The 17,157-nt window shown below is 42.1% G+C and carries 20 protein-coding genes and 1 other annotated feature; of the genes, 18 read left to right on the top strand and 2 right to left on the bottom strand.

Annotated features, from left to right (window positions below; translation table 11 throughout):
* Positions 1-7 precede the first annotated feature (7 nt).
* The 16 genes from mutM (at position 8) to DET59_RS10215 (ending at position 14,269) form a co-directional block, all read left to right on the top strand.
* Positions 8-832 carry a DNA-formamidopyrimidine glycosylase gene (mutM, locus tag DET59_RS10295; protein ID WP_113969585.1) on the top strand — a complete coding sequence of 275 codons (825 nt, stop codon included), beginning with the start codon at positions 8-10 and terminating at the stop codon, positions 830-832.
* A 68-nt stretch (positions 833-900) separates the two neighbouring features.
* Positions 901-1,533, top strand: a complete 633-nt coding sequence (ytaF, locus tag DET59_RS10290) for a sporulation membrane protein YtaF (RefSeq protein ID WP_113969584.1) — start codon at positions 901-903, stop codon at positions 1,531-1,533.
* Positions 1,534-1,564: 31 nt separating this feature from the next.
* Positions 1,565-2,170 (top strand): dephospho-CoA kinase, encoded by a 606-nt coding sequence (coaE, locus tag DET59_RS10285; RefSeq protein ID WP_113969583.1) that lies wholly within the window; start codon positions 1,565-1,567, stop codon positions 2,168-2,170.
* 453 nt (positions 2,171-2,623) lie between these two features.
* The gene (locus tag DET59_RS10280) at positions 2,624-3,652 is read left to right on the top strand and encodes a glyceraldehyde-3-phosphate dehydrogenase (protein WP_113969582.1); all 1,029 of its coding nucleotides are present in this window, start codon (positions 2,624-2,626) and stop codon (positions 3,650-3,652) included.
* 629 nt (positions 3,653-4,281) lie between these two features.
* Positions 4,282-4,668, top strand: a complete 387-nt coding sequence (speD, locus tag DET59_RS10275) for an adenosylmethionine decarboxylase (RefSeq protein ID WP_113969581.1) — start codon at positions 4,282-4,284, stop codon at positions 4,666-4,668.
* A 131-nt stretch (positions 4,669-4,799) separates the two neighbouring features.
* A complete protein-coding gene (locus tag DET59_RS10270) occupies positions 4,800-5,180 on the top strand; it encodes a cytosolic protein (protein ID WP_113969580.1) in 381 nt (126 codons plus the stop codon).
* A gap of 82 nt (positions 5,181-5,262) precedes the next feature.
* Positions 5,263-5,718 (top strand): transcriptional regulator NrdR, encoded by a 456-nt coding sequence (gene nrdR / locus DET59_RS10265; protein WP_113969579.1) that lies wholly within the window; start codon positions 5,263-5,265, stop codon positions 5,716-5,718.
* A gap of 68 nt (positions 5,719-5,786) precedes the next feature.
* Positions 5,787-7,175, top strand: a complete 1,389-nt coding sequence (locus DET59_RS10260) for a replication initiation and membrane attachment family protein (protein ID WP_309472467.1) — start codon at positions 5,787-5,789, stop codon at positions 7,173-7,175.
* Positions 7,176-7,187: 12 nt separating this feature from the next.
* Positions 7,188-8,120, top strand: coding sequence for a primosomal protein DnaI (dnaI, locus tag DET59_RS10255; protein WP_113969578.1), 933 nt, complete (start codon positions 7,188-7,190; stop codon positions 8,118-8,120).
* A gap of 419 nt (positions 8,121-8,539) precedes the next feature.
* Positions 8,540-9,406, top strand: a complete 867-nt coding sequence (locus DET59_RS10245; protein ID WP_113969576.1) for a putative sporulation protein YtxC — start codon at positions 8,540-8,542, stop codon at positions 9,404-9,406.
* Between the two features lie 386 nt (positions 9,407-9,792).
* Entirely contained in the window at positions 9,793-11,724 is a 1,932-nt protein-coding gene (gene thrS / locus DET59_RS10240; protein WP_113969575.1) for a threonine--tRNA ligase, read from the top strand.
* A gap of 174 nt (positions 11,725-11,898) precedes the next feature.
* Positions 11,899-12,036: a sequence feature (ribosomal protein L20 leader region), on the top strand.
* Positions 12,037-12,126: 90 nt separating this feature from the next.
* Positions 12,127-12,630, top strand: a complete 504-nt coding sequence (gene infC / locus DET59_RS10235; RefSeq protein ID WP_060671022.1) for a translation initiation factor IF-3 — start codon at positions 12,127-12,129, stop codon at positions 12,628-12,630.
* A gap of 22 nt (positions 12,631-12,652) precedes the next feature.
* Entirely contained in the window at positions 12,653-12,853 is a 201-nt protein-coding gene (gene rpmI, locus DET59_RS10230; RefSeq protein ID WP_032087387.1) for a 50S ribosomal protein L35, read from the top strand.
* 28 nt (positions 12,854-12,881) lie between these two features.
* Positions 12,882-13,241, top strand: a complete 360-nt coding sequence (gene rplT, locus DET59_RS10225) for a 50S ribosomal protein L20 (RefSeq protein ID WP_113969573.1) — start codon at positions 12,882-12,884, stop codon at positions 13,239-13,241.
* A gap of 85 nt (positions 13,242-13,326) precedes the next feature.
* A complete protein-coding gene (locus DET59_RS10220) occupies positions 13,327-13,605 on the top strand; it encodes a DUF1294 domain-containing protein (RefSeq protein ID WP_113969572.1) in 279 nt (92 codons plus the stop codon).
* Positions 13,606-13,699: 94 nt separating this feature from the next.
* The gene (locus DET59_RS10215; RefSeq protein WP_113969571.1) at positions 13,700-14,269 is read left to right on the top strand and encodes a TVP38/TMEM64 family protein; all 570 of its coding nucleotides are present in this window, start codon (positions 13,700-13,702) and stop codon (positions 14,267-14,269) included.
* A 24-nt stretch (positions 14,270-14,293) separates the two neighbouring features.
* Here the strand turns inward: DET59_RS10215 and DET59_RS10210 are convergent, their stop codons facing one another.
* Positions 14,294-14,680 carry a sigma-w pathway protein ysdB gene (locus DET59_RS10210; protein WP_113969570.1) on the bottom strand — a complete coding sequence of 129 codons (387 nt, stop codon included), beginning with the start codon at positions 14,678-14,680 and terminating at the stop codon, positions 14,294-14,296.
* 146 nt (positions 14,681-14,826) lie between these two features.
* On the opposite strand from DET59_RS10210, the gene DET59_RS10205 reads away from it, so the two are divergent.
* Positions 14,827-15,315: a dUTP diphosphatase gene (locus DET59_RS10205; protein WP_113969569.1), complete on the top strand. Its 489-nt coding sequence runs from the start codon at positions 14,827-14,829 to the stop codon at positions 15,313-15,315.
* A gap of 101 nt (positions 15,316-15,416) precedes the next feature.
* Positions 15,417-16,502: a M42 family metallopeptidase gene (locus DET59_RS10200; protein ID WP_113969568.1), complete on the top strand. Its 1,086-nt coding sequence runs from the start codon at positions 15,417-15,419 to the stop codon at positions 16,500-16,502.
* A gap of 60 nt (positions 16,503-16,562) precedes the next feature.
* Here DET59_RS10200 and DET59_RS10195 read toward each other — a convergent pair whose 3' ends face one another.
* The gene (locus tag DET59_RS10195) at positions 16,563-17,105 is read right to left on the bottom strand and encodes a cysteine hydrolase family protein (RefSeq protein ID WP_113969567.1); all 543 of its coding nucleotides are present in this window, start codon (positions 17,103-17,105) and stop codon (positions 16,563-16,565) included.
* Positions 17,106-17,157 lie beyond the last annotated feature (52 nt).

The following is a 17,157-nucleotide window of genomic DNA, read 5'->3' as shown; positions in this document are numbered from 1 at the left end:
TGGCAGAGTGCCGGAGCTGCCTGAAGTAGAAACGGTCAGAAGGACATTGGAGCTTCTTGTGATTGGAAAGAAAATCAAAGACGTCTCGGTTTTTTGGCCTAAGATGATTAAAAGCCCCGACGAACCCGATGAATTTGTTCATAGCTTGAAGGGGCAGGAAATACTTGAAATGAGAAGAAGAGGGAAATTCCTGATCTTTTATTTAAACGACGTGGCCCTTGTTTCTCACTTGAGAATGGAAGGGAAGTACAACCTGTCCGAAAGTCGGGATCCCATTGAAAAGCACACTCACGTCATATTTCACTTTACGGATAACACAGAACTCAGATACCGTGATGTCCGGAAGTTCGGGACGATGCACCTATTCAGGAAAGGGGAGGAACTGCTTCATCTTCCCCTCCTGCAGTTGGGTCCGGAGCCATTCCAATCCGAATTTACGGCTGGCTACCTGGCTGAAAAACTGGGCAGGACAGAAAGAATTGTGAAAGCCACATTATTAGATCAGACCGTCCTCGTGGGACTGGGGAACATCTATGTGGATGAAGCGTTGTTTCGTGCAGGTATACATCCTGACCGGAAATCGAAATCTCTTTCACCTGAAGAAATTGAACGTTTGCACAAAGAAATCATTCATACGCTAACCGAAGCCGTGGAAATGGGAGGGAGTACGATTCGCTCCTATGTGAATTCTCAGGGACAAATGGGTATGTTCCAACAGAACCTCTTGGTGTATAGCCGGAAGGAAGAACCTTGTCGAAAGTGTGGCACTCCCATCGAGAAGAAGGTCTCAGCAGGGAGAGGGACGCACTATTGTCCCGACTGCCAACGTTAGAAAGAACAATTAACATCTGATAAGCCCTTACCATATAGTATTGTAATGATTTTTGGGAGGGCTATTAGATGAGTGAAACAATCTCCTTATTACTGCTGGCGTTTGCTGTAAGTCTTGATAGTTTTAGCACAGGTTTAACTTACGGATTACGAAAAGTGAAAATCCCTACAAAATCAATCAGCATCATATCCATTTGTTCGGCGAGCTCCTTATTGTTGGCCATGTTGCTTGGTCAGACCATCGGATCCATCATCACTCCGCTTTGGGCTGGCAGGATCGGCGGGCTGATTCTGGTTGTGATCGGAGCGGCCGTACTGTACCAGTTCTTTAGACCGGAAAAAGAAACGGTATTATCCCAAGAAAAAACGTTAATCAACTTTGAGATTAAATCCATAGGCTTGGTGGTTCAAATTTTAAGAAGGCCATTAACGGCAGACTTTGATAGATCGGGTACAATTACTGGTATTGAAGCATTTATGCTTGGAATTGCACTATCATTGGATGCATTCGGTGCCGGAATTGGCGCAGCGTTATTAAATTTCTCGCCATTCATACTTACTTTAGCCATCCTGGTGATGAGCTTTACGTTCTTATTCTCAGGATTAAAAATGGGGGAATTCTTCTCTCATTTGCGATGGATCCACCGAGTGTCATTTCTCCCGGGAGTTCTGTTGATCCTTATAGGGATCCTGAGGTTTTAATGGCTGAGCTGGAAAGGAATAGGATAGGATAATGGCTAGCATTATAGGATTAACAGGTGGCATTGCAAGTGGTAAAAGTACAGTGTCGAAAATGTTAAATGAAAAAGGCTATACGATCATTGATGCTGATCTTGCTGCCCGTATGGTGGTGGAGGTTGATCAGCCGGCTTACCTTGCGATTGTGGAAGAATTCGGTGAACACATACTGCACGATCACGATTCAACCATCAATCGGGAAAAACTCGGCCAGATCATCTTTAACTCTGAAGAAAAACGAAAAAAGCTGAATGGAATCGTTCATCCTGCCGTCAGAAGCATGATGCTCGCACACAAGGATGAAGCCATTGCAGCTGGTAAAAATACGATTTTCATGGATATCCCGCTTTTATTCGAAAGCAACCTGACGTGGATGGTCGATCGCACAGTCGTAGTATACGTGAACGAAGAAACCCAACTATCCCGACTAATGGAGCGGAACCACTTCAATCAGGAAGACGCATCATCCCGCATCGCTTCTCAATTCCCCTTAAAGGACAAAGCAAGCCTTGCCGACGCAGTCATCAACAACAACGGAACCCTACACGAGACCAAACAACAACTTGATGCACTACTAGTCGAGTGGGATCTAAAACCATAGAATGACAAATGAGCTGACAAGGAAACCTCTTGTCGGCTTTTTATTTTGATCTTATGCTATTTGAATAAATGTTTTACACTCATTATCTTTTGAGAGCTAGATATCAAAGTTGAGTGTAGCGGAAGGTTGCTCGACTCCTGCGGGAAAAGTGGGACAGGTGAGACCCCGCAGGCGAAGCCGAGGAGGCTCACCGCCCACCCCGCGGAAAGCGAGCAACCTGGAGCGGAACTCAACCAGCACTTACCCGTAAAAAAAGACAATATAAAAGTCCGGAGCCTCGAAAAGGATGTATGAATTCAAACCACAAAAATATACATTCAATAAGACTATTGTCAGAATAATAAAACATTAAAAATCCGCAAAATACTTATTAACATATTCTCTAAATATGTTATACTATTTTTAGCAAATAAACATATAAGTATAACATTAATATAGAGGGGAGCCGGATTTATGAAGGCGAAAATTGCAATCAATGGTTTTGGACGTATTGGGAGAATGGTTTTCAGAAAAGCAATATTAGAGGAAAACTTAGAGGTTGTAGCCATTAACGCAAGCTACCCGGCTGAAACATTAGCACATTTAATTAAGTATGACACAAATCATGGAACATTCCAGGCAGATGTCGTGACGGAAGATGATGCACTCATCGTCAATGGGAAACGTGTCCTACTATTAAGCAATCGTGATCCTAAAGCTTTGCCTTGGGGCGAATTAAATATCGACATTGTGATTGAAGCTACTGGAAAATTCAATTCGAAAGATCAAGCGAGCCTTCATTTAGAAGCGGGAGCGAAAAAGGTCATCCTGACAGCTCCGGGTAAAAATGAAGACATTACCATTGTGATGGGTGTAAATGAAAGCGCATTAAATATTGAAGAACACAGCATCATTTCAAATGCATCTTGTACGACGAACTGCTTAGCGCCGGTTGCGAAGGTATTAGATGAGCAATTTGGTATTGAAAATGGACTTATGACGACTGTCCATGCTTACACAAATGACCAGAAGAATATTGATAATCCACATAAAGATTTAAGAAGAGCCAGAGCATGCGGTCAATCGATCATCCCGACCACGACTGGTGCAGCCAAAGCATTATCATTGGTTCTGCCTCAATTAAACGGCAAGCTTCACGGAATGGCATTACGTGTACCAACACCAAATGTTTCCCTGGTGGACCTTGTTGTGGATGTGAAAAGAGACGTAACAGTAGAAGAAATCAATGAAGCTTTCATTACGGCATCTGTTGGTTCCTTACACGGAGTACTGCAATACACAACGGAACCATTAGTTTCAATCGACTTCAATACAAATCCTCATTCAGCGATCATCGACGGACTATCCACAATGGTAATGGGAAATCGAAAAGTCAAGGTACTGGCCTGGTACGATAACGAATGGGGCTACTCATGCCGCGTCGTCGACCTGGCTAAATTCGTCGCATCAAAAATGAACGCAAAACAAGAAGTCAACGTTTGAAAGAACCCAAATAAACAATAAGCTGCATCCTTAGAACGTACCTTTCCAGGTGCGTTTTTTTCTTTTATTACACTTTTTATAAGTAGTAGAATCTTACAACTTTTTTGTATGGTTGATATATTTAGTTCCTTTGGCAGAAAGTTTATTTAGGAATGTTTTTCTTTGCATCTATCTGTCAAAACATGTAACTAGTGTAGTAGCATAGAGTGGATTGTAGCGGAAGGCACTCGACTCCTGCGGGAACAGCGGGACAGGTGAGACCCCGCAGGCACAGCCGAGGAGGCTCACCGCCCGCCCCGCGGAAAGCGAGTGCCTGGAGCGAAAAGGAACGGTCAACGTTTAGAACATAATCCAATACGCACTTTACTATATTGGGCGATAACCCGCGTAATCTAGTTGCAGTCAACGATCGTCCACCCATATAAAAAAGTTTATAAAAATTTATTGCAAAAGAGTTTTAAACAAAGTATACTATTTTTCGTGAACTTCTTATTAGCAAATGAATACTGATTTAGCTACTTAAAGGGTTAGGACCTCTTCGGACTAACTTTCCCCCGTGGTAGTTAAGATTTTGCCAAAGGACACGTTCATTTTGACGAAAAAAATTATGTCAAAGGGGGAAACACGAAATGGAAACAATGGGTCGTCATGTAATCTCAGAATTATGGGGTTGCGATTTTGAAAAATTAAACGATGTTGTAGGAATTGAAAAAACATTCGTAGATGCTGCGCTGAAATCAGGTGCAGAGGTACGTGAGGTAGCTTTCCATAAATTTGCTCCTCAAGGTGTTAGTGGAGTTGTGATCATTTCAGAATCACATCTGACTATTCACAGTTTTCCTGAACATGGTTATGCCAGTATTGATGTATATACTTGCGGTGATTTAGATCCTAACATCGCTGCTGAATATATTGCAGATGCTCTTGGTGCTGACACACGTGAAACAATCGAATTGCCACGTGGCATGGGTCCTGTACAAGTGAAGAAGTCTCAGGCTCAAGCTCAAGCCCTTTAATCGAAGATAACTCAGAAGAGATGCGTATTAGATGCATCTCTTTTTTTATGCTTTTGAACAGGAATTGATTTTGAATTTTCATTCGTGTGGTTTTCGTGTAAAATAAGGGTAAATAAAGGGAGGAACTTTATATGAGCGGAATACGTACTTTTTTTAAACGGTTTCAATCAGAATGTGAGACATCTGATCAGCACGAAGATAAAGACCTGAAATCACGCTATTATAAATCCATGCATCAAGGTGCATTTAATGCAGTATTAGAATTATTCTCATCCTCTGAGTATGAGGTGATTTCCCAGTCCAAGGACAGAGGGGAAATTACGGTCCGTAAAAATGGTACTCCCCAACTGTTTATCGTCGCAACGGTCATCACGGTAAGACCTTTTGAAACGGCAATCGATTTCAAGGTCAGTGCGGATAAAGGGAAAATCTTTGGTACATATACGGTCTTAAAAGCACAGATTAACCATTATTATCAAAGGCTTGACAGCGAACTGACAAAAGTGAAATAACGGTAAATCCGATAGAAGCTTGTGTAAGTCGCAGCTTTTTTATATGATGAAAGTAATAGTATGTAATAACGGAGCTGATATTATGAAGTGCCCGTCTTGCCAGCATAATGGTACACGAGTAGTGGACTCCCGACCTGCTGATGAAGGACGTTCAATCAGGAGAAGAAGAGAATGTGAAGTATGTACTTTCCGCTTCACGACCTTCGAGAAGGTTGAGGAGCTTCCTTTAATTGTGGTGAAAAAAGAAGGGGTTAGAGAAGAGTTTAGTCGAGAGAAGATTTTGAGAGGGTTGATCAAGGCTTGTGAGAAACGCCCGGTACCTCTTGAGAGATTAGAAAAGATCTCAACGGATATTGAAAAGGACCTCCGTAATCAGGGTGCTTCTGAAGTAGAATCGGTTAAGATCGGTGAGATGGTCATGGATCAACTTGCTAAGGTAGATGAGGTTGCATACGTACGCTTTGCATCTGTGTATAGACAATTCAAGGATATTAATGTATTTATAGACGAACTGAAAGAATTAATAAAAAAAGAGTAGAAGAATGAGCTGAAGATGTAATTCTTTAGCTCTTTTCTCTTTATTTTTTTGAAAGGTAGAATCCAACTATGATGAAGAAGCATTGGAATGAAATACAACCAATCGATCACTACACGGTAGGGACAAATGGGATTCTTCAGGAATACGATCGGAAAATCATCACGTTTCTGTACCAGCCTTTAATTGGTTCGGTTTGTTACAGTCTTTATATGAGTTTGTGGGGAGAAGTAGAAGAAAACAGGCTGTGGTCCACACATTCTACTCATTATCATCTGATGAACGTTCTGTCTGTCAATCTTCAAGAAGTATATGAAGCGAGAATGAAGCTTGAAGGGATAGGATTGTTAAAGGCGTTCGAAAAAAGGGACAACGAGGATCGGAGCTTTCTTTATGAACTGCAGCCACCTCTTACCCCTCAGGAATTCTTTCATGATGGCATGTTAAATGTGTATCTTTACCGGAAAATAGGCAGGACTCATTATTTGCGTTTAAAGAAATTCTTCACTGACGAATCGGTGGATAAACAGCAACATGTAAACATCACCCGGTCCTTTCAGGATGTTTTCACATCGGAACAGATTAATTTTCTCCAACACGATGCAAATATGGATTCCGAGACTAAGTCTGGTGAACAATATATGAAATATGGGAAGAATGGTGGTCTTCCACTGGATGATATCGATTTTGATTTTCAGTTATTACTGGCAGGATTATCTGAATCCATGGTTCCACGTAAAGCCTTTACGTCTACTGTAAAGGAAACGGTTCTGAAACTCAGCTATCTGTACGGAATTGATCCTCTTCAGATGAAAAATATCGTCTTAAGCTCCCTGGATGCAGATGATACCATCGATATAGAGCTGCTGCGCAAAACCGCACGTGATTGGTATGGGGTTCAGACAGGTGATCAACTGCCAGATTTGACTGCGAGAATAGAGACTAAAGTGCCTGTGAAATCGGACAAACCCCGCACGAAAGAAGAAGAGCTTATTGATTATCTGGAAACAACGTCGCCCAAGGATGTTCTATCTGACATATCAAATGGAGGAGCTCCTTCCAAGGCGGACCTTCAGGCTGTTGAAGAGGTGCTCATGTCACAGAAGTTGCCGATTGGTGTCATGAATGTCCTGGTACAATATGTTTTGCTGAAAACGGACATGAAGCTCACAAAAGGATATATGGAAAAAATCGCGGCCCATTGGTCGAGGAAAAAGGTGACGACTGCAAGTGAAGCCATGGAATTAGCCAAAAAAGAACATAAGCAGTATCTTGAGTGGGCTGAAGGGAAAAAGGAAAATAAAACGAATAGGCGAAGAAAGCCGACTCGTACGGAAAAACTCCCGGAATGGTTCCAGGAAGGTGAAACCGAGAAAGAAATTGATTCTTCCCTTGATGGATATGATTTCGAAGCAGAAAAGAAGAAACTCGAAGAAGAGCTTAAAAATTTTCGGAAGTAGGTGAACGTAGCGGTGGAGAGAATAAATAACACCCTGAAAAAGTTGGCGACTTCTGGTTCGTTTCAACAAAGATATGAGCAAATGAAAAAAGAGATTCTTGAAAACAATGATGTGAAGGATTTTATCCGCAGGAATGAAGGCCGTGTAACAGGGGAAATGGTAAATGAGAGTCTGATGAAGTTATATGAATACATCTCTCAAAGTAAAGAATGTCGATACTGTCCTTCTTTACAGGAGTGTAAGAATATGATGGAAGGGTATGACCCTCATTTGGTGATCAGAGGCAACACCATCGACATCGATTACCATCGCTGCCCTCGAAAAATCATTCACGATGAAAGAACGAGCGCCCAGCGTCTAATCAAGAGCCTGTATGTGCCGAAGGATATTTTACAAGCATCCTTCTCAACCCTGGATCTTGATTCGAAAAGCCGATTGGAGGCTGTGCGATTAGCGAAGAATTTCGTGGAGAACTACACGGAAGGTACAAAAATGAAAGGACTCTATTTTTACGGCAAGTTCGGAGTGGGTAAGTCCTATTTATTAGGGGCGATGGCCAATGAACTCGCCGAGAAAAAAATCGCGTCCCTGATTGTGTACGTTCCTGAGTTCTTTAGAGAAATCAAGCAATCGCTGGGAGACAACACGGTAAATGAAAAGCTGGAAATGGTTAAAGCGGCACCGATCCTCATGCTCGATGACATCGGCGCAGAAACCATGTCAAGCTGGGGAAGAGATGAAATCCTCGGAACGATCCTCCAGTACAGAATGCTTGAAAACCTGCCGACATTCTTCACCTCCAACTTCAACTTCAACGAACTGACGCATCACTTGACGTACAGTCAACGGGGAGAAGAAGAAAAACTGAAGGCTGCACGAATCATGGAACGGATTAAATACCTGTCCCAGCCTGTGTTGATTGATGGAAGGAATAGAAGAGAATAGTATAAAGTAAAAAAGGAAGGTCATTCGCTTAGCGTTTGACCTTTTCTTTTTCATTAATGAATTTTTGGTGAAATAAATTCATTATTTATTTCCTAAGCATTGTTCCAATAAGAGTTTATTCTATTGGGTGAATGATAACGAATCCTGAGATGTTTAAAAATACAATGTTGATTGGAGCGGAAGGGGGCTCGACTCCTGCGGGAATAGCGGGAAAGTTGAGACCCCGCAGGGCAAAGCCCGAGGAGGCTCAACTCACGCCCCGCGGAAAGCGAGCCCCCTGGAGCGGAAATCCCACTACTCGCTTCATTTACTATTAATAGATTCGAAAAGAGATAATTAAATTCCCTCATCAACTTCTAAATGATACAAGCCTCCCATATATATAAATCAGGGATTTGGGTTTAAGGAGGCGAGAAAGTTTGATTGAATTTATTTTCAAGCAAAAAAATGATGCGTTAAAGCTTCAAGCACACCTCAATAAAGAGTTCATCCAATCATGGTTTCATGAAACGCTCTTTCAACATAACACTCACTATAATCTGACGATAGAGGTTTCCCCTTTCTTCAAGGAAAGAGAAAAACTGTTCAATGGGGTTTCCCACTTTGTCTTAAATGATAAATGCATGGACTGGTCCGAATCAGCCCTGAAAGAAAATTACTTCTATGAAGATGTTGATGAAATCAATCAAATATTAGAAATCGTATCAGAGATGAGGATGGGTGAACGACCTGAATTGATGGAGCTGATCGGTGAATGGGACGAGGCCGAATACGTCCATGACAGCCTGGAGCTTTTGTTGGAAGGGAAGGCCCCCATATCATTCGACTCCTTCAGCAAGTTCAGGCTGAAGAAGCTTCAGGAGAGACTGCTCCTCATGCTGGATCTTGCTATTGATGAATATAAGATGGAGCAGGAATATCAAATGTTTGTCCATATGCTGCGGGAGTATCTGGCATCGAGGGAGCAGAAAATGCGCACGATCCATCTGTACTCCACGGGTTACGGCTATCGTTTCTTTGATGAAGACATGAAAGAGGTGACACGGCAGGAATTGACGAAGGCGATTGATAAACGCCTTCTGACGAATCACCCGTTATACGTTGATTCGTACACCATAGCTCCGTTATTATCCCTTGCACCGGAGAAGATACTCGTGTACGGGAATGGGGACCATCAATTGATCAGGACGCTTCAGAATATTTTTGAAGAACGGATCGATCTCTTGCCGTCGAGTTACTTCCCTGATACACTGCTCTATCCTTCCTGGGATATCGCGAATGAATAGGCTTCTTATTTTATAGAATGCTCTTGCTTTTCAAAACATAACCGATTATAATACCTACATAATAAGTCAATAAATAAAGGTTATGATGAGGACAACAATATTCCTATTCCATTCACAGAGAGGGAAGTCACCTGGCTGCAAGCTTCCTAATTCGGTAGTGATATTTACCACCTCGGAACTTCAATTATGAACTGAATCTTGACGGATTCACAGTAATGATTGACGGCTAAATGTCGTTATTCGTTTTCAATGAAGTCATTGTCTGTATTTTGCACACAATGAGAAGTTGGGTGGAACCACGAGTTTACTTATTAACCTCGTCCCTTCAAACGTGAAGGGTCGGGGTTTTTTATGTTTTATAGAGATTACTTAAGGAGTGAAATCACATGTCAGAAGTAGTGAAAATGCAGTTCCCTGATGGAAATGTCAAGGAGTTTCCTAAAGGGACGACAACAGAAGAGATTGCTGCGTCCATCAGTCCCGGACTGAAGAAGAAGGCGCTCGCTGGTAAAATAAATAATGTATTAATTGATTTACGTACAGGGATTCAAGAGGATGGGGCGATTGAAATCGTTACACCTCCAGGAGAAGATGCACTGGAAATTCTTCGTCACAGTACAGCCCATTTAATGGCACAGGCGATTAAACGACTATATCCTGAAACCAAACTTGGAATCGGACCTGTCATCGAAGGCGGATTCTATTATGATATTGATTCCGAGCACACGTTCACTCCCGAAGATCTCCCACTGATCGAGAAAGAAATGAAGAAGATCACTGGAGAAAACCTGGAAGTGGTCCGTAAAGAAGTAAGCCGCGACGAAGCACAGAAAATGTATGAAGAAATCGGTGACGAGTATAAGCTTGAATTACTTGAGGCGATTCCTGAAGGAGAACAAGTCTCGATTTACGAGCAAGGAGAATTCCTCGATTTATGTCGTGGAATCCACATTCCGTCCACGAATAAAATTAAAGAGTTCAAGCTGTTAAGCATCGCTGGGGCTTACTGGCGCGGAAACAGTGATAATAAAATGCTTCAACGCATTTACGGTACAGCCTTCTTCAAGAAAGAAGACCTGGAAGAGCATCTGCGTCTTTTGGAAGAAGCGAAAGAGCGTGATCACCGTAAAATCGGTAAAGAATTAAACCTATTCATGAACTCGCAAAAAGTAGGACAAGGCCTGCCGATGTGGCTGCCTAAAGGTGCCACGATCCGTCGTATCATCGAGCGTTATATCGTTGATAAAGAAGAGCGTTTAGGCTATGACCACGTATACACACCTGTCATGGGAAGCGTTGAGCTGTACAAAACAAGCGGTCACTGGGATCATTACCAGGAGAATATGTTCCCTGTCATGGAGATGGATAATGAAGATCTTGTCCTTCGCCCGATGAACTGCCCTCATCATATGATGATTTATAAAAACGGCATTCACAGCTATCGTGAGCTTCCGATCCGGATCGCCGAGCTTGGTCTGATGCACCGTTATGAATTGTCAGGAGCACTATCAGGACTTCAACGTGTTCGTGGGATGACTCTGAATGATGCACATATCTTCGTCCGTCCTGATCAAATCAAGGAAGAATTCAAGCGTGTGGTCCGCCTGGTTCAAGAAGTGTACAAAGACTTTGATCTGAATGACTATTCCTTCCGGCTGTCTTATCGTGACCCTGAAGATACGGAGAAGTACTTTGATGATGATGAGATGTGGAACCGTGCACAAGGAATGATCAAGGAAGCCATGGATGAACTGGACGTTGAGTACTTTGAAGCAGAAGGGGAAGCGGCATTCTACGGCCCTAAACTGGATGTTCAAGTGAAAACGGCCCTTGGTAAGGAAGAAACGTTATCCACTGTTCAGCTGGACTTCTTACTTCCAGAGCGCTTTGACTTAACATATGTAGGGGAAGACGGGAAGCAGCATCGCCCGGTTGTCATCCACCGTGGTGTCGTATCTACAATGGAACGCTTCGTGGCATTCCTGATCGAAGAATACAAAGGAGCATTCCCGACTTGGCTTGCTCCAACGCAGGTTCAGGTGATCCCGGTTTCTCCGGATGTCCACTTCGACTATGCGAAAGAAGTGAAAGAAAAGCTTCAGTCTGAAGGGCTGCGCGTTGATATCGATGACCGTAATGAAAAGATCGGTTACAAGATCCGTGAAGCACAGATGAGTAAAGTACCTTACATGCTTGTGGTGGGGGATAATGAAATCAAGGAAACGGCTGTCAACGTCCGTAAATACGGAGAGCAGAAATCAGAAACGATTTCCCTTGACGAGTTCATCGGCCACATCACAAAAGAAGCCAAACGATAAGAAGAGAAAGAGGGACGGACCTTGCACCAAGGTCCGTCCCTCCCATATAAATTTCAAAAAACTATTGCACTCTCCTTAGATGTCTGATATTATGAAATACGTTGTGATATTAAATGATTATTTGACAGCGGTATTGTCATGTGATATATTATCTAAGGTGAATTGAATACAGTTTGGTACAAGAAGAAGCTACCCGCTTCTCACCTGAATAACGCGTTCAGCTGTTTACAGGTATGTGATTGACTATTAAAGCCATTATATATGCTTAATAATCAGGTGCGGGTGTTTCGACACTCGCATCTTTTTTGTATGCTTCAAGCATGCAGAGGAGGTCCGAGTGCGTCGGCCAAAGCCGTGTATTCTTTTAATAAACCTTGGAGGTGGCTAATTATTAGCAAAGACATGATTTTAAACGAAACGATTCGTGCCCGTGAAGTACGTCTTATCGATCAAAACGGTGAGCAACTTGGGATTAAAACCAAGAATGAAGCTCTTGAAATCGCTGAACGTGTAAATCTTGATCTTGTTCTGGTTGCTCCAAATGCAAAACCACCCGTTGCTCGTATCATGGACTACGGTAAGTTTAAGTTTGAACAACAGAAGAAAGACAAAGAAGCACGTAAGAATCAGAAGATCATCAATCTTAAAGAGGTTCGTTTAAGCCCGACGATTGATGAGCATGATTTCAACACTAAGCTTCGTAACGCTCGTAAGTTCCTTGAAAAAGGAGACAAAGTTAAAGCGTCAATCCGATTTAAAGGTCGTGCGATTACGCACAAAGAAATTGGTCAACGCGTTCTGGATCGCTTCAGTGATGAGTGTAAAGATGTAGCAACCGTTGAATCAAAACCGAAAATGGATGGTCGCAGTATGTTCTTGGTGCTTGCACCAGTTAACGAAAAATAAAGGACCCGAGGAGGAAAAGCACATGCCAAAAATGAAAACTCACCGCGGCTCAGCTAAGCGTTTCAAGAAAACAGGTTCTGGTAAACTTAAACGTTCACACGCTTACACAAGCCACTTATTCGCAAACAAATCTACTAAAGCAAAGCGTAAGTTACGTAAAGCGGCTGTTGTCTCTAAAGGAGATTTCAAACGCATTCGTCATATGCTTGACAACCTAAAATAAGAAGTAATAGAAACAGGAGGGAATTATTATGCCACGCGTAAAAGGCGGAACAGTAACACGCAGACGTCGTAAAAAAGTTCTTAAATTAGCCAAAGGTTATTTCGGTTCAAAACATACTTTATATAAAGTAGCAAATCAACAAGTCATGAAATCATACATGTATGCTTATCGTGATCGTCGCCAAAAGAAACGTGATTTCCGTAAATTATGGATCACACGTATCAATGCGGCTGCTCGTATGAACGGTCTTTCTTACAGCCGTTTAATGCACGGATTAAAGCTTGCTGGTATCGAAGTTAACCGTAAAATGCTTGCTGAGCTTGCGATTGCTGACGAAAAAGCATTCAACCAATTAGCAGATGCTGCTAAAGCTCAACTAAACAAATAATAACCTGCTAAGCTAGCAGACAAAAAGGACTGGCCTCTGGCCGGTCCTTTCTTATATAAATCTCATTGGAAAGCAGGTAGGAATCATGGGTACGTTAACAGGTATCTTATATCTCTATGCCATTGTCATCAATATCATCGGCTTTATCATCATGGGCAAGGATAAAAGGAAGGCCAAGCGAAATGAATATCGCATCAGGGAGAGTACTTTGTGGCAGGTGGCGATCCTCGGGGGCAGCATAGGCGCCTATATGGGGATGAAGGTATACAGGCATAAAACGAAACATAAAGTATTCGCTTTCGGTTTTCCGCTTCTTGTCATGCTTCATAGCCTGCTTTTTATCTGGCTGAATACTAAGTTGTAGAAATTGAAGTTTTCATTCTTTAACCCGTCTCCTCTACATACTATATAGAGAGTGGCTATAACAGCTTAGAAAAGCAGAGGAGGTCACCTTAGCCATGGACGAACGGTTAGTTGCTGCATTCGCCCTCATGGAAGCTAGTGGGTATTTGGCTCCTGTTCTGTTTATCTTGTTTCATATCCTAAGGCAATTTTTGTTCATCCCGGTAGCCCTTGTATGTATGGCGGGAGGAGTGCTGTTCGGAAGTATATTCGGCACTCTGTATTCATTAATCGGATTAACGCTCTTATCTATTACTTTTTATTTTGTCATTAAGAGCTTTACATCTTTCTATGAAAAGCTCCTGAGACTGAAAGAAAAATGGTTTGGAAGGAATGCGACTCTCACAACCGGTCAAGTGGCTATTCTGCGGTTGATTCCTTTTGTCCATTATCAGCTGCTGAACCTTTGTTTGCTTGAACGCAAGAAAAAGCTTAAACCTTTCATCCGGGCCTCAGTTATTTCTAATATTCCCCTGGCGTTTTTTTACACGGTTTTCGGTCAATACATCAAACAATTTTCCCCTCCTATTCTTGTCATGATTTTGCTGGCACTCATCGTCCTCTTTTACCTGCTAAGAGAAAAAGTAAGAGTGATCGAATGGAGAGAGTTCTTTCCGGGTAAATAAAAAAACGGCTAAGCAGCCGTTTTTTTATTGCTTATTTTGTAGGAATTCATGAATCGGGCTTTTCCAATCCAGCTTTGCATTCGGGTATCTTTCTTTGATTTCATTCTGCAGGTATTGAAAATCTTCTTGAGTCAGTCCCTTTAAAGAAGAGATGTTTTTTGACCAAACAAAGATGGAGACCACCTCAAAGGATTTTTCAGTTGCTCCTAAATATTTTTCTCCTTCGAAAAGAACTCCTTTATAGGTTACGTGAAAATTCTTACGTACATTTTCCTGATCATCGAGAAAGTAAAAACGTTTCTGCTCCTGGGCAAGTTCCAGTTTTCGCTTTGGGTCTATAATGTATTTCACACTGCGGTATAAAAGATAAAGAATAAGGAAAAAAATCACTAACCGAATAAGCCAAAGCATTACCATTACCTCCCTAGGCATAAGTCTTCTCCTATTATTTACGATAAAAACAGAAAAAGGTTTCATTTTATTTAAAATTTCTTAGAAAATTTGTCATACTAAGAGAGAACATCAGAAAAATGAGCATCACGAGGGGAGAAAACGTCATGAATATTGAAACGTTATTGGACATGCAGGAGAAGCTGGATCAGCATATTGAAGAAGAACATGGTTTGCAAAACGCAGATTTAATTGAAAAGAAGATCCTTGCCCTCCTTGTTGAAGTGGGTGAACTGGCAAACGAAACGAGAAGCTTTAAGTTCTGGAGTAAGAAAACCTCTTCATCGAAGGAAGTGATCCTTGAAGAATTTGTGGATGGAATCCATTTTATTCTCTCACTGGGACTTGAAATCGGTATTCAGCAATTTGATTTAGGGGAAACCAATTACGCAAATGAAGATGTAACGAAACAATTCCTGGAAGTATTCAAGTCGGCCAATCACTTTGCTGAGGAGCGTTCGGTTGAGCATTTTCAACAATTGTTCAGGCATTATGTCTATTTGGGTGAGCTGTTAGGGTTTTCCCATAAAGAGGTGTTTGAGGCTTATGTAAAGAAGAATGAAGTGAATTATAATCGTCAAAAAGAAGGATATTAATCCGGTTCACGAGCGATAGTTTAAGAAGATTCAGGAAATTTTGATGAATCGGACAGATTTTAGTATAATGAGAGTGTATAAACATTTAGGGGGTCGAAACAGTGACAAAATTAGACGAAACATTGACTATGCTCAAGGATTTAACCGATGCAAAAGGTGTACCGGGTAATGAAAGAGAAGTACGAAACGTAATGAAGCGATACATAGAACCATTTGCAGATGAAATCACAACAGATAACCTGGGAAGCTTAATTGCTAAAAAAGTCGGCGATGAGAACGGACCTAAGATCATGGTGGCCGGGCATCTTGATGAAGTCGGCTTCATGATCACACAAATCGACAGCAAAGGATTCCTGCGTTTTCAAACAGTAGGAGGCTGGTGGTCACAGGTCATGCTTGCCCAACGAGTGACGATCGTGACGAATAAAGGAGAAGTAACGGGAGTGATCGGTTCCAAACCACCGCATATCCTGCCTCCGGAAGCACGTAAAAAGCCGGTTGATATTAAAGATATGTTTATTGATATCGGAGCTTCAAGCCGCGAAGAAGTACAGGAGTGGGGAGTGAAGCCGGGGGATATGGTTGTCCCTCATTTCGAATTCACGGTGATGAACAATGAGAAAATGCTTCTTGCGAAAGCATGGGATAACCGCATCGGATGCGCGATTGCCATTGATGTACTGAAAAACCTGAAAGGTCAAGAGCATCCAAACGTGGTGTATGGTGTAGGAACAGTGCAGGAAGAAGTTGGCCTGCGTGGAGCGAGAACGTCAGCAGCCAAGATCCAGCCTGACATTGCCTTTGGTGTAGATGTTGGAATTGCAGGGGATACACCTGGCGTTTCTGACAAGGAAGCCTCAAGTAAGATGGGTGAAGGCCCACAAATCATCCTGTATGATGCATCCATGATCTCTCACAAAGGGCTTCGTGACTTTGTAACAGAAACAGCGGATGAGCATAACATTCCGTATCAATTTGATGCCATTGCCGGTGGTGGAACGGATTCCGGTGCGATTCATTTAACTGCAAACGGAGTTCCTGCTTTATCCATCACCATTGCGACGCGCTATATCCATTCCCATGCTGCGATGTTGCATCGTGATGATTATGAGAATGCGGTTAAACTGATTACAGAAGTAATCAAGAAGTTAGATAAAGATACAGTGGCGAAGATTACATTTGATTGATTGCAATGAAGAGACCCTATTGGATTAGGGTCTCTTTTTCATGAGACAGTGGGGCTGTCATTATAAAGTCATTTGATCAGATAGGGTCATGTCGGCACCGATCGTTTTTTTAATAATGCGAATGGCACTTTCATTGTCCTCGTCTGTCTCTGAAGCCATGCAATCCTTCGGTATCGAGATAGCGTACTCTCTCATGTAGGCATCATTGGCGGTGTAGAGTACACAGATATCCCCTGCGATTCCGGTTAGTATCAGGTGTTTTACATCCAGCTGATGAAGCAGGATATCAAGTTGCGTCCCGAAAAAGCACGAATGCTTCGGTTTGATGATAAAATAGTCATCTGTATCAGGGTGAAGTCTTTCAATTACGGTTTCACCTTTTTTCTTTTTGCAATGCTCGATGATGTCATTCATATTGTCCTGCCAGAGGCCGTAGTTATCATTCACATAAATGACCGGAATGCCGGATTCCTTCGCCTTTCTCTTCATTTCGCGGATATTATCTACAATATTCAAGGTGTTTTCGTATAAATCCTCTCCACCTTGGAAATCAAAAGTGTTAATCATGTCGATGATCACTAATGCGCTTTTCTTTTGACTCATACACTCGTTCCCCCTTCCGTTACCTTATGTATTCTTCATTACCACTGGAGGA

The sequence above is a fragment of the Rossellomorea aquimaris genome (assembly GCF_003315075.1).
GTDB lineage: Bacteria > Bacillota > Bacilli > Bacillales > Bacillaceae_B > Rossellomorea > Rossellomorea aquimaris_C.
This window is presented reverse-complemented; position numbering and strand designations above follow the sequence as displayed.

Bases quoted from the DNA above. Each gene is read 5' to 3' on its own strand.
- speD (WP_113969581.1), top strand. From the start codon at position 4,282: ATGGAAACAATGGGTCGTCATGTAATCTCAGAATTATGGGGTTGCGAT.
- ytaF (WP_113969584.1), top strand. From the start codon at position 901: ATGAGTGAAACAATCTCCTTATTACTGCTGGCGTTTGCTGTAAGTCTT.
- DET59_RS10195 (WP_113969567.1), bottom strand. From the start codon at position 17,105: ATGAGTCAAAAGAAAAGCGCATTAGTGATCATCGACATGATTAACACT.
- DET59_RS10280 (WP_113969582.1), top strand. From the start codon at position 2,624: ATGAAGGCGAAAATTGCAATCAATGGTTTTGGACGTATTGGGAGAATG.
- coaE (WP_113969583.1), top strand. From the start codon at position 1,565: ATGGCTAGCATTATAGGATTAACAGGTGGCATTGCAAGTGGTAAAAGT.
- DET59_RS10215 (WP_113969571.1), top strand. From the start codon at position 13,700: ATGGACGAACGGTTAGTTGCTGCATTCGCCCTCATGGAAGCTAGTGGG.
- rplT (WP_113969573.1), top strand. From the start codon at position 12,882: ATGCCACGCGTAAAAGGCGGAACAGTAACACGCAGACGTCGTAAAAAA.
- DET59_RS10220 (WP_113969572.1), top strand. From the start codon at position 13,327: ATGGGTACGTTAACAGGTATCTTATATCTCTATGCCATTGTCATCAAT.
- DET59_RS10210 (WP_113969570.1), bottom strand. From the start codon at position 14,680: ATGCTTTGGCTTATTCGGTTAGTGATTTTTTTCCTTATTCTTTATCTT.
- infC (WP_060671022.1), top strand. From the start codon at position 12,127: ATGATTTTAAACGAAACGATTCGTGCCCGTGAAGTACGTCTTATCGAT.
- DET59_RS10205 (WP_113969569.1), top strand. From the start codon at position 14,827: ATGAATATTGAAACGTTATTGGACATGCAGGAGAAGCTGGATCAGCAT.
- rpmI (WP_032087387.1), top strand. From the start codon at position 12,653: ATGCCAAAAATGAAAACTCACCGCGGCTCAGCTAAGCGTTTCAAGAAA.
- thrS (WP_113969575.1), top strand. From the start codon at position 9,793: ATGTCAGAAGTAGTGAAAATGCAGTTCCCTGATGGAAATGTCAAGGAG.
- DET59_RS10270 (WP_113969580.1), top strand. From the start codon at position 4,800: ATGAGCGGAATACGTACTTTTTTTAAACGGTTTCAATCAGAATGTGAG.
- DET59_RS10260 (WP_309472467.1), top strand. From the start codon at position 5,787: ATGATGAAGAAGCATTGGAATGAAATACAACCAATCGATCACTACACG.
- nrdR (WP_113969579.1), top strand. From the start codon at position 5,263: ATGAAGTGCCCGTCTTGCCAGCATAATGGTACACGAGTAGTGGACTCC.